Source organism: Variovorax paradoxus, assembly GCF_000834655.1.
Classification (GTDB): domain Bacteria; phylum Pseudomonadota; class Gammaproteobacteria; order Burkholderiales; family Burkholderiaceae_C; genus Variovorax; species Variovorax paradoxus_F.
Window position 1 is genome coordinate 73969 of sequence record NZ_JXQQ01000132.1, and the last position, 11065, is coordinate 85033.

General features: G+C 68.3%; 12 protein-coding genes. 2 read left to right on the plus strand and 10 right to left on the minus strand.

The annotated features are described in order from the left end of the window. The first annotated feature begins 26 nt into the window (after positions 1-26). Together mltB and RT97_RS30750 are read left to right on the plus strand one after the other, a co-directional pair. Entirely contained in the window at positions 27-1127 is a 1101-nt protein-coding gene (gene mltB, locus RT97_RS30745) for a lytic murein transglycosylase B (protein ID WP_042582650.1), read from the plus strand. 4 nt (positions 1128-1131) lie between these two features. Beyond that, entirely contained in the window at positions 1132-1755 is a 624-nt protein-coding gene (locus RT97_RS30750; RefSeq protein WP_042582651.1) for an HD domain-containing protein, read from the plus strand. A gap of 64 nt (positions 1756-1819) precedes the next feature. Here RT97_RS30750 and RT97_RS30755 read toward each other — a convergent pair whose 3' ends face one another. The 10 genes from RT97_RS30755 to RT97_RS30800 form a co-directional block, all read right to left on the minus strand. Continuing rightward, positions 1820-2323, minus strand: coding sequence for a hypothetical protein (locus RT97_RS30755; RefSeq protein WP_042582652.1), 504 nt, complete (start codon positions 2321-2323; stop codon positions 1820-1822). Between the two features lie 23 nt (positions 2324-2346). Further along, positions 2347-3420, minus strand: coding sequence for a beta-ketoacyl synthase N-terminal-like domain-containing protein (locus tag RT97_RS30760; protein WP_042582653.1), 1074 nt, complete (start codon positions 3418-3420; stop codon positions 2347-2349). Then, on the minus strand, positions 3417-3647 hold the full coding sequence (locus RT97_RS30765) for an acyl carrier protein (protein WP_042582670.1): 231 nt from the start codon (positions 3645-3647) through the stop codon (positions 3417-3419). The genes RT97_RS30760 and RT97_RS30765 overlap by 4 nt, the downstream gene beginning before the upstream one ends. Positions 3648-3694: 47 nt before the next feature. Beyond that, entirely contained in the window at positions 3695-4852 is a 1158-nt protein-coding gene (locus RT97_RS30770; RefSeq protein WP_042582654.1) for an ABC transporter permease, read from the minus strand. An 11-nt stretch (positions 4853-4863) separates the two neighbouring features. Then, a complete protein-coding gene (locus RT97_RS30775) occupies positions 4864-5772 on the minus strand; it encodes an ABC transporter ATP-binding protein (RefSeq protein WP_042582655.1) in 909 nt (302 codons plus the stop codon). 4 nt (positions 5773-5776) lie between these two features. After that, positions 5777-6757, minus strand: a complete 981-nt coding sequence (locus tag RT97_RS30780) for a BtrH N-terminal domain-containing protein (protein WP_042582656.1) — start codon at positions 6755-6757, stop codon at positions 5777-5779. Next, on the minus strand, positions 6754-7149 hold the full coding sequence (locus tag RT97_RS30785; protein WP_042582657.1) for a hypothetical protein: 396 nt from the start codon (positions 7147-7149) through the stop codon (positions 6754-6756). The genes RT97_RS30780 and RT97_RS30785 overlap by 4 nt, the downstream gene beginning before the upstream one ends. Positions 7150-7233: 84 nt before the next feature. Next, positions 7234-8370: a beta-ketoacyl-ACP synthase III gene (locus tag RT97_RS30790; RefSeq protein WP_042582658.1), complete on the minus strand. Its 1137-nt coding sequence runs from the start codon at positions 8368-8370 to the stop codon at positions 7234-7236. After that, positions 8360-9400 carry a hypothetical protein gene (locus tag RT97_RS30795; RefSeq protein WP_080898493.1) on the minus strand — a complete coding sequence of 347 codons (1041 nt, stop codon included), beginning with the start codon at positions 9398-9400 and terminating at the stop codon, positions 8360-8362. The genes RT97_RS30790 and RT97_RS30795 overlap by 11 nt, the downstream gene beginning before the upstream one ends. A gap of 132 nt (positions 9401-9532) precedes the next feature. Then, the coding region (locus RT97_RS30800; protein WP_042582671.1) for an ABC transporter substrate-binding protein at positions 9533-11065 on the minus strand (1533 nt) is incomplete at its 5' end.

Below are 11065 nucleotides of genomic sequence, written 5' to 3' on the forward strand. Positions count from 1 at the left end.
GTGCGGGCGGGCGGCACAATCGGCCGATGCGATTTTTTCTCCCCAAGCCCTCCCGCACCGCCGCCGCCGTCGTTCTTCTCGCCGCTTGCTGCCTAGGTTCCTCGGGGGCTTCGGCCCAGAAATCCGCAAACGGCCGCAACGGCGCCGCGAGCCCCGTGCGCGGCACCATTCCCTATGCCACGCGCGACGACGCGATGCAATTCGCCGACGAAGTGGCTGCGCGCCGCGGCCTGGACCGCGAATGGGTGCGCGCCACCATCGGCAGCGCCCGCCTCCTGCCCAACGTGCCGCGGCTCATGCTGCCCGGCCCGGTCGGCACGGTAAAGAACTGGCAGACCTACCGCGGCCGCTTCATCGACCCGGTGCGCATCGCGGCCGGCGTGCGCTTCTGGCGCGACAACGCGGCCACCCTGGCGCGTGCCGAGCAGGTGTATGGCGTGCCGCCCGAAATCGTCGTGGGCATCATCGGCGTGGAAACCATCTACGGCCGCAACATGGGCAACTTCCGGGTGATCGATGCGCTGGCCACGCTGTCGTTCGACTTCCCGCAGGGCCATCCGCGCGCGGCCGAGCGCGAGGCCTTCTTTCGCGGCGAGCTCGAGAGCTTCCTGAGCACCGAGAGCCGCACCGCGGAAGACCCGCTGGTGCCCGTCGGCAGCTACGCCGGCGCGATGGGCATGCCGCAGTTCATGCCCAGCAGCATCGCCAAGTACGCAGTCGATTTCGACGGCGACAGCCGCATCGACCTGGTCAACAACACCGCCGACGTGATCGGCTCGGTCGCGAGTTATTTCAAGGCCTTCGGGTGGAAGGCCGGCATGCCCGCCACCTACCCCGTGCATTTCGATGAAGCGCGCCTTCAGAAGGCGCTGCTGCTCGCGCCCGACATCCTCCCGAGCTTCAGCGCCGACAGCTTCGTGGCCGCCGGTGCGGTGCCCGAGGGCGAGGGCCTGCGCCACAAGGGCCTGCTCGCGCTGGTCGAGCTGCAGAACGGCGCCGACGCACCGCCGACCTACGTGGCCGGCACGCGCAATTTCTACGTGATCACGCGCTACAACTGGAGCAGCTACTACGCGATGTCGGTGCTCGACCTCGGCCAGGAGGTCAAGGCCGCCATGGAGCAATAGCCCCATGACACCCGAAGCGCTCCTCGCGAACTGGACCGAGGCCCGGAGCGCCCTGGGCATCGCGGCGCCCGACGAGGCGCTGTGCCTCGAACTGCAGCGCCGCTACGCAGAGCCGCAGCGCCGCTACCACACGATGCAGCACCTGGGCGAATGCCTCGCATGGTTCGAGCGCGAGAAGGCACTGGCCGAGCGCCCCGGCGAAGTGGCGCTCGCGCTCTGGTTCCACGACGCCATCTACGACGTGCACGCGCACGACAACGAGGCGCGCAGTGCCGACTGGGCGCGCAATGCCCTGCGGCACGCCGGCGCGAACGAAGACGCAGCTGAACGCATTCATGCGCTCGTCATGGCCACGCGCCACGACGCGGTGCCCGAGGGCCACGATGCCGAACTGCTGATCGACATTGACCTCTCCATCCTCGGCGCCGAACCCGCGCGCTTTGCCGAGTACGAGCGGCAGGTCCACGCCGAATACGCCTTCGTGCCCGACGAAGTTCGCCGGCCGCGCCGGCGCGCGATCCTGCAGCGCTTTCTCGATCGCCAAGCGATCTACGCCACGCCGCGAATGCACGCGCTGCTCGAAGCCCGTGCGCGCATCAATCTGCAGAAATCCATCGCCGCAAGCTGAGCCGCGCATCGAGCGCACCGGAGCCGGGTCCGCGGTGTTCCCGGAAAGGCTGCCCAGTCTCGCGTCAGGCAGGCACGAGCCGCCACCACTCCGAGCGCGGCAGTTCGTCGTTGCGCTCCTCCTCGACGATGCCGAACAGCAGCCCGTCGCGGGGCGTGCCGAGCTTGGCCTGCTGCAGCAGGCGCTCCGGGTCGCGGCACAGCATGAAGCTCGCGTCGCCCTGCCACTCGAGGCAGCGGCCGACCTCGGCGAGCATCAGCGCCGGCTGGCTCTGCATGAAGGTGAACGGCATCGGCAGGCCCGCATCGAGCTGCCCCAGCCCGGCATGCGTGGCGCCCCAGGCGCCGCGCTTGCTGGCCACGCGCAGGCGCGCACCCGGGGGCAAGGCGGCCTCGTCCGCCGCATCGAGGCAGCGGCGCGCGCCGTACATCGCAAGCTCGGTCCACAGGCCGACCCGGCGCGGCCGGCGACCCAGGCGACCGGCCAGTTCGTCGCGCCATTCCGCGGGCGGCGGATGAACGACGAAGTGGGCGGCGGTGCGCCAGACGGTTCCGGCTCCGGCATTCATGGCGATTTCTCTGGGCAAGGCGCTCATGCGTGGCAATCCCTCAACAACAGCGAAGCGTGTCCACCGCCGAAGCCGACCACGTTGAGCAGGATGTTGCGCAGCCTCGTGGGCGCCTCGGTGCTCAGCGCAATGCCCAGCGTCTCGTCCAGCGGATAGTCGGTCGTCGGCCAGGCGCCGTCTTCGATGCAGCCGACCAGCAATGCCAGCTCGGCGGCGCCCGCGGCACCCAGCGTGTGGCCGAGCGAAGACTTGAGCGACACCAGCGGCGGCAGTTGCCCGAAGACCTCCTTCAGCGCCTCCACCTCGATGGCGTCGTTGACCGGGCTGCCCGCGGCCTGCACCTTGATGAGGTCGATGTCTTCGGGGCGCAAGCCGCTCTGCGCGAGCGCCGCCCGGCACATGGCACGCACGGCGCTCGCCTCGGTGCCGGAGGGGTTGCGCCCGTCGACCACGTTCGCACCACCCGTGATGCGCCAGCGGGCCGGCCTCGCGCCCAGGCGCAGCGCGGCCACGGCCTCGCCGAGCACCAGCCCCCTGCGCTCCGCGCCGAAGGGCTGGGCGTTGCCCGAGGCGAGCAGTTGCATCGCGCGAAAGCCCGCGGCGGTGAACCGGTTGTCCAGCTCGGCGCCGAGCACGAGCGCCTCTTCGGCGCCGCCGCTGCGGATCAGGTCGGCCGCCGCCAGCACGGCGTTGAGCGCCGAGGTGCAGGCCGTGGAAATGGTGAAGACCGGGCCTTGCCAGTCGAGCGCCGCGGCAACGATGTCTGCGAAGTCCTGCAGGTCGCCGTCCAGGCGCAGGTCCGGCTTCTCGTGCTCCATGTAGCCGATGTCCAGCGAAGACGACGCGACGAAGAGCGGCGCCGTGCGGTCGCCCCAGTCGCCCGTTTGCGCGACCACGTTGCGCACGGTGCGCTGCGCGCGCTCGAGCCAGTTGCCCTCTTGCTGCGGCAGCTTGTAGACCGGCCAGCCCACGCCCCGGGCGATGGTCACCGGCGTGGGCGCGACGCCGCCGCGCCGCAGCGCATCGAGCGCGCCGGGCATGTCGTTGCCCAGCACGCAGGCCAGCCCGGTGGCCGCCAGGTAGACACCGCCGCTCATGCTTTTCCCGCCTCGGCCAGATGTTGTGCGAGGTGGGCGATGGAGGTCAGCGCGCGGCGCGTTTCCTTGCTGTCGGGCATGCGCACGCCAAAGCGCTGCTGGATCGTCATGGACACCTGCAGGGCATCGAGCGAATCGAGGTCCAGCCGCGCCTCGGGGCCGAACAGCGGCTCGTCGTCGCCGAGGCCGCCGGGGGGCGCATCTCGCTCGACAGCTTCGAGCACCATCGTCTTGAGGCTGGCGATGAATTCAGGGGTGACGGGGTTGACGGTACTCACGGTGTGCGCCTGCGGAACAGAAAAACTGCAAGAAGAAACATGGCCGCCGCGAACACGACCAGCCGGCCGATCTGCGGCCATGCATCGGCCACGCCGCCGCCTCGCAGCAGCACGGTCAGGAGCGCTTCGAGCCCCCAGTTCATCGGCGAGACCTCGACCAGCCGCTGCATGAAGCCCGGCATGACGAACTTGGGCACCATGATGCCGCCTGCGGCCGCCATCAGCACATTGACCATCGGCCCGAGCGTGGCGGCCTGCGCATGGGTTCGCACAAGGCATGCCAGGGCGAGCGACAAGCTCACCGCGGCAAGGCTCACGGCCGCGAGCGACAGCAGCAAGGCGCCCCAGTGGATGCCCGCGAGCGAGAGCGCATCGCCCCCGATCAGCGGCATGAACCAGATGCCGGCCGCCAGCATCAGGAGCGCCTGCAACGCGTTCACGCCCAGGTAAGGCAAGGCCTTGGAGGCCAGCAGCATCGTGCGCGACACGCCCAGGCTCTGCAGCCGGCCGAGCGCGCCCGAGCCGCGCTCCTGCACGAAAAGGCTCGAGAGCGAGGCCACGACGAAGAACATGCCGAAGACCAGCCACGCCGGCACGTTCTGCTGCACCGAAGTGGGTCGCGGGCCGGCGGTGGAGAAACGCTCGGCCTGCACCATCGCCTGGATGGAGGCATCGGGCGCGGGACTCGCGGTGCCGGGCACGGCGAGCGCGAGGCGCGCCTTCAGCTCGCCCGAGGCGCCGATGAGTTCCGCGCGCAACGCGTTGAAGAGATTGGCGTCGATCCCCGGTTCGGCCAGCAGCCGGATGTGCGCCTTGGTCGAGAGCGCGGCCGATTCCAGTTCTTCCGACAGGCCCGGCTCCAGCACGATCACGTACTTGAGCGAACCGCTGCGCAGGCGCTCCTGCCAGTCCGCGCCGAGCGGCTGCGGCGCGCCGTGGCTGCGCTGCCAGATCTGCAGCAGCCACTTCGCGGGCGTCGCGGTGTCGCGCGCATCGACGGCGTAGGTCAGCTCGGCCAGCGGCGGGCGGTAGATGTCCTTGAGCGTGAGCGACATCAGCACGATGAAGACCATCGGCATGAGGAACAGCACGGCCAGGCCGTGCATGTCGCGCACGAGGGCGAGCAGTTCCTTCTTGATGAGCGCCGCAAGCATGGGAGGATCGGTCAGTCGCGCAGCGAACGGTGGGTGAGGGTCATGAAGAGCTGCTCGAGATCGTGGCGTCCGAACTCGGCGTGGCGCACCTGGATGCCTGCGGCTTCGAGCGCCGCCAGCACCGGGCCGGGGCCGTTGCCGGGGTCCAGGTGGATGCGCCATTGCGCCGCGCCCTGCTCCACCGTGCCGAAGCGCGACAGCATGTCCGCATCGAGCCCGTCGGCCGCCAGGGTCAGCAGCATCGCACTCCTGGACAGCAGATCGTCCAGAGACCCTTCGCGCAGTACGCGGCCATGGTCGAGGATGGCGACGCGGTCGGCGATGGCCTCGATCTCCTCCATGTAGTGCGATGCATAGATCACCGCCGCGCCCGCTTGCGCAAGGCTCTTGATCGCATCGAGGATGAACGCGCGCGACTGGGGATCGACGCCGACGGTCGGCTCGTCGAACAGCATGAGCTCGGGCTCGGGCAGCAAGGCGATCGCGAGGTTGAGCCGCCGCTTGAGGCCGCCGGAGAGCCGGTCGGCGCGCACGCCGGCGAACGACTCCAGCTGCGAAAAATGCATGCAGGCGTCGATGCGCGCCTTCTTGCGCGCGCCCGCGAGCCGGCTTGCAGCGGCAAAGCACGCGAGGTTCTCCGACACGGTGAGCATCGAATAGAAAGCCTGTTCCTGCGGCGCGACCGCGATGCGGGTCGGCGTCGTTGCGCGCACTTCGTGCAGCGGCCGGCCATCGATCAGGATCTCGCCCGATTGCACCGCGAGCGCACCCGAGAGGTGCGATATCAGCGTGGTCTTGCCCGCGCCGTTCGGGCCGAGCAGTCCCAGCACGCAGCCGCGCGGCACGGCCAGCGATACGTCGGCCAGCGCGGGGGCCGTGGCGTGCGGGTAGCGGTGTCCGAGATTCTTCAGCGCGAGCATCGGGTCAGGCGACAGCAGCCTTGAGATCGCGGAAGAACGCCTCCTCCTGCTGCGCTTGCTCCCGCAACTTGCCGGCCAGCGCGGCCGGATCGATCGGCTCGCGTCCCTTCACCATGCGCGCCGCCTTCAGCGCGAAGGCGCGCCAGCCGTCGCCGATGGCGATGAGGCGCTCCGACATCTGCGTGAGTTGCGGTTTGTCGAGCAGCTGCGCGGCCTCCTGCAGAAAGCCCGCGTAGATGAAGCGAAAGCCCGCCCCGCCCGTGCCGATTTCTTCCTGCATGCGCACCAGGTGGCCGATGAATTCGACGCTGCGCGGATCGGTGGCCGAGAGCTTCTGCATCCGGTTGGCCAGCATGCGCATGCCGCGCACGCCGACGATGGGAATGGGCGCGAGCATGTTGCGCACGGTCTTGCGGATGGCCTTGGTCACCGAAGCGGCATCGACCGACTTGCGATCGATGGCCTGCGGGTAATACATGAGCCCCTTGGGCGCGAGCACGCCCTTGGCGAAGCGCGCGCGGGAGAGGTCGGCGCTCGGGCAGCGCACGGGCTCCTCGAACACCGGGTCGCTGATGAGGTAGTCGTCGCCGTCCTTGCCGTAGACCAGCAGGTTGTGCGCGTTGAAGTGAAAGCGCATGTTCGGCGGAAAGTACGGCAGCCAGTAGACAGAGGTCTGCAGGCCCACCAGCCGGCCGTCGGCCAGCAGCGCATCGAGCCGCTGTTGCCCGGCCTCGGGGCTGCGGAAGGTCTCGAAGCTGAAGCGCGCGGCCATCGGTGCCATGAGACCCTTGATGATGGCCTTGGGCGGCATCCGGTACGAGATGAGCGGCAGGCCCGACAGCTTGATGAACGGCAGGTACGCAAAGGACAACGCCGACGACAGGCCCAGCGCCATGCTCTCGGTCATCGGCGCGCCGTGATGGCGCATGAGGCTGGAGATGACGCCGCTTTCGCAATGCGCGGCCTGTTGATGTTGAAAGATCACGGCAGGCCCTGCAAGGTGGAAACGGGAAGGCCCAGCGCTTCGGCATAGCGCGCCAGGTGCGCCTGGGACAGCGCGGCGAAGTGCCGCGGCTGCAGGTGGCGGCGCACGCGCCATTGCCAGAAGCCGCTGGTCTGCGAGAGCAGCGCCACGTCCATGCGGCGCTCGTACATCCAGAATTCGAGCGGCGATGCGAGCCCGGCCTTGACGCGCTCCTTCGCCTCTTTCGCCTGCTCCACCAGCACGTCGACCGCATGGCTGGTGACGATTTCTTCCGCCTCCCAGCCGCGCGAGGTGGTCGTGACGACGCGGCCCTGCGCATCGCGCGCGTACATCAGCTTGGAATGGCCGTCGAGGGTCGCATTGCCCTCCTGCGGAACTGCGTCCAGGTCCATGTCAGGCCTCCCGCCGGGCCGCCTCGAGGGAGGCCTGCGCCCCCTCGGGGTGCAGCGATACGCATAGCGATGAGCGTGGGGGTTTCATACGGCCTCCATGTGGATGAAGCCGCTCGAGAAGCGGCCGCTTTCCGGAACGAACATCAGGAGCTTGTGGCCGCGCCGGATGCGGCCCGAGCGGAACAGCTCGTCCAGCATGATGTAAGGCGACGCCGAGCCGGTGTTGCCCTTGCGCGAGAGGTTGCTGAACCAGCGCTCGCGCGGAATCGCGAAACCCATCGCTTCGAGGCAGCGGCCGACAGGCTCGACGAAGTAGTTCGACGACAGGTGCGGCAGGAACCAGTCGATGTCCTGCGACTTGAGCCCGCGCTTCTGGATGATGGCCGCGAGCGGCTCGCCGAGCGTGGCGCGCACGATGTTGTCGTTGAGGAGGCGAACGTCCTGCTTGACTGCGAAGGTCGAGTCGCGGTGCCAGTGGGCGGGCGCGGTGCGGGCCCAGCCTTCGAGGCCGCCTTCGGCGTTCTTGTCGGCGCCCGCATACATGCACACCGGCAGCTCGTGCGCGGCCGAAGACAGGTCGATCCAGTCGACGCGCAGCGACAGCGGCCCGCGCGGCTCGCGCTCCAGCAGCACGGCGCCGGCGCCATCGGACAGCATCCAGCGCAGGAAGTCTTTCTCGAAAGCCAGCTCGGGCCGCTCCTCGAGCGCTTCGAGCTTGTGCTCCAGCTCGGCTTCGAAGTTGGCGCCGCGCATCACGGCCGATGCGAGCTCCGAGCCCGTGGCCACCGCGCGGCGCGCATCGCCCGCGCGCACCGAGAGCCACGCGTGCTTCAGCGCCGTGGTGCCGGCCAGGCAGATGCCCGCGCAGGCCACCACTTCCAGGCGCGGCCAGCCGAGCTCGCCGTGCACCATCACCGCATGGTTGGGCATGAGCTGGTCGGGCAGCGACGTGCCGGTGGCCAGGCAGTCGACCGGGCCGATGTCGTCGCCCAGGCCGCGAATGGCCGAGGCGGTGAGCTGCGCGTTGGTCATGGCCAGCTGGCCGGTCGCGCGGTCGATGGCGTAGTGGCGCGACTGGATGCCGTTGCTACGCAGAATCAGCCGACGCGCGCGCGATGCCCTGCCGGCGATGCGACCGAGGACTTCTTCGATGTCTTCATTGCTGACCGGTGAAAAGGGCAGGAAAGCGGCGGTGCGGGTCAGGAAGACATCAGTCGTCATAGAGGTGGGAGCGGTCCGTGGCGGAGCCCGACGGGCACTCGAATTGGGCTGTCATTTTAGTCAGCCACCCCTTGAACAAAGGTCGCAGAAGCGCCTGCAGCGTCAAGCTCACCGGCACGACCGTGACAATGAGCGCAAGCAGGAACACAACGTAGAGCAGCAGCAACGGCTTGCGCTGCCAGGCCCCGGGTCCGCCCGCCGCCATGATGAGCTTGCCCCAGAGGAAGAAGCTGCGCGTGCCGGCCTTCTCGCTGATGAGCAGGCGCGCGTTGGCCTCGACCGCGCCCAGGCCCGCCAGCAGCGGCCCGGTGCCGCGCTCCAGATCGACGTGCAGCGCATCCCGCAGCGCTCGGCCGAAGCGTCCGGCCCTACGAATTTGCGTAGTGCTCAGCCCCGCATCGGGCATGCCCCAGAAGCCGCGCTTGCGGCCCCAGATCAACCATGCCGGCGTGGTGAAGAAGGTGGCGAGCGTCGGGCCGGGGTCGGTGAGCACCACGTTGTCGATGAGGCGCGCGCCCGCAGCGTCGAGCATGCCCTTGAGCTTTTCATGCGCCAGCAGCCACATGTTGCGGCAGGCAATGACGGTGACCACAGGCTTGCCCGCCAGCAGGCGCCCGGCCAGCGGGTGCTTGAGGAATGCGGTGATCGGCTGCGAGGGTGCCAGGAACCACACCTGGTACGGCAGGATGACCAGATCGAAATCTTCCTCGCCCGTGAGCGAGAGCGGCGCGAGCGGCGGCGGCTTCAGGTGAGCCGACTCCGGGAAGGCGTCGAAGAAAGCGATGAAGGGCCAGGGAAACGGGAACGGTGCCAGTGGGCGCAGCGTTTCCTCGTGCACCGCGATGGCGGGGTCGGCCCTGAGCGGCGCGACGATCTGCTCGGCGACGCTGTCGAGTTGTCCGGACTGGGAGTAGTGGATCACCAGGACGCGCTTGGGGCGTGCGGCAAGGCCGGGGCTGCTGGCGGAGCTGGGAGAACTGGAGGTCACTGGGTGGGCGGTTTCGAAGGCCGTCGAATGTAAGCCAAGCATCGGAGGAGCGCATCTGCCATTGGTCATGACGTCGCGCCGAACCCACGACCGGACTGTTCCCGATAGCAAAAAAGGGGCCGCCCCTTCCGGTGCGGCCCCTCGCCTGTGCGAATGAACGGTTGGTGCAGGCGCTCAGCGCACCTTGCCTTCCTTCCAGGCGCCCAGCAGCTTGTTGTAGTCGATGGTCTCGCCCTTGGGCTTTTCGTTGGCCAGCTTCTTCCACGGTGCATGCTGGTCGCTCAGCCACTTGTTCGGGTCGCCCTTGGCGTTGAGCTTGGGCGCGCAATGGGCCATGCCGGCACGCTCCAGGCGCGCCATCACGTTGTCCATCTCGTCGGCCAGGTTGTCCATCGCCTTCTGCGGGGTCTTCTCGCCCGTCACCGCCTCGGCCACGTTCTTCCACCAGAGCTGAGCGAGCTTGGGATAGTCGGGCACGTTGGTGCCGGTGGGCGTCCACGCCACGCGCGCCGGGCTGCGATAGAACTCGACCAAGCCGCCCAGCTTGGGCGCCAGGTCGGTCATGGCCTTGCTCTGGATGTCCGACTCGCGGATCGGGGTCAGGCCCACGATGGTCTTCTTGAGCGAGACGCTCTTGGAGGTCACGAACTGGGCGTAGAGCCAGGCGGCCGCGGTCTTGTTGGCGTCATGGCCGTTGAAGAACGACCACGAACCCACGTCCTGGTAGCCGTTCTGCATGCCCTGCTTCCAGTACGGGCCGTTCGGGCCGGGCGCCATGCGCCACTTGGGCGTGCCGTCCTCGTTCACCACGGGCAGGCCCTTCTTGGTCATGTCGGCGGTGAAGGCCGTGTACCAGAAGATCTGCTGGGCGATCTGCCCCTGCGCCGGCACCGGACCGGATTCGCCGAAGGTCATGCCCATCGCTTCCTTGGGCGCGTACTTCTTCATCCAGTCGATGTACTTGGTGAGCGCGTACACGGCAGCCGGCGAGTTGGTCGCACCGCCGCGCGAGACGGCAGCACCCACCGGCGTGCACTTGTCGTCGGCCACGCGGATGCCCCATTCGTCGATCGGCATGCCGTTCGGGTTGCCGATGTCGGCGGTGCCGGCCATCGAGAGCCATGCGTCGGTGAAGCGCCAGCCGAGCGACGGGTCCTTCTTGCCGTAGTCCATGTGGCCGTAGATGGGCTTGCCGTCGATGGTCTTCACGTCGACGCTGAAGAACTCGGCGATGTCTTCATACGCGCTCCAGTTGAGCGGCACGCCCAGCTCGTAGCCGTACTTGGCCTTGAACTTGTCCTTCAGGTCCTTGCGCGCGAACAGGTCGGCGCGGAACCAGTAGAGGTTGGCGAACTGCTGGTCGGGCAGCTGGTAGAGCTTGCCGTCGGGCGCGGTGGTGAACTTCGTGCCGATGAAATCCTTCAGGTCCAGGCCAGGGTTGGTCCACTCTTTTCCTGCGCCGGCCATGTAGTCGGTCAGGTTCATCATCTTCCCGTAGCGGTAGTGCGTGCCGATCAGGTCGGAGTCGGAAATCCATCCGTCGTAGATCGACTTGCCCGACTGCATCGAGGTCTGCAGCTTCTCGACCACGTCGCCTTCCTGGATCAGGTCGTGCTTCACCTTGATGCCGGTGATCTCCTCGAAGGCCTTGGCCAGGGTCTTGGATTCGTACTCGTGCGTGGTGATGGTTTCGGAAACCACCGAGAT

Excerpts from the sequence above, each read along its gene's own strand:
- mltB (WP_042582650.1), top strand. The coding sequence starts at position 27 with ATGCGATTTTTTCTCCCCAAGCCCTCCCGCACCGCCGCCGCCGTCGTT.
- RT97_RS30750 (WP_042582651.1), top strand. The coding sequence starts at position 1,132 with ATGACACCCGAAGCGCTCCTCGCGAACTGGACCGAGGCCCGGAGCGCC.
- RT97_RS30755 (WP_042582652.1), bottom strand. The coding sequence starts at position 2,323 with ATGAATGCCGGAGCCGGAACCGTCTGGCGCACCGCCGCCCACTTCGTC.
- RT97_RS30760 (WP_042582653.1), bottom strand. The coding sequence starts at position 3,420 with ATGAGCGGCGGTGTCTACCTGGCGGCCACCGGGCTGGCCTGCGTGCTG.
- RT97_RS30765 (WP_042582670.1), bottom strand. The coding sequence starts at position 3,647 with ATGGTGCTCGAAGCTGTCGAGCGAGATGCGCCCCCCGGCGGCCTCGGC.
- RT97_RS30770 (WP_042582654.1), bottom strand. The coding sequence starts at position 4,852 with ATGCTTGCGGCGCTCATCAAGAAGGAACTGCTCGCCCTCGTGCGCGAC.
- RT97_RS30775 (WP_042582655.1), bottom strand. The coding sequence starts at position 5,772 with ATGCTCGCGCTGAAGAATCTCGGACACCGCTACCCGCACGCCACGGCC.
- RT97_RS30785 (WP_042582657.1), bottom strand. The coding sequence starts at position 7,149 with ATGGACCTGGACGCAGTTCCGCAGGAGGGCAATGCGACCCTCGACGGC.
- RT97_RS30790 (WP_042582658.1), bottom strand. The coding sequence starts at position 8,370 with ATGACGACTGATGTCTTCCTGACCCGCACCGCCGCTTTCCTGCCCTTT.
- RT97_RS30795 (WP_080898493.1), bottom strand. The coding sequence starts at position 9,400 with ATGCTTGGCTTACATTCGACGGCCTTCGAAACCGCCCACCCAGTGACC.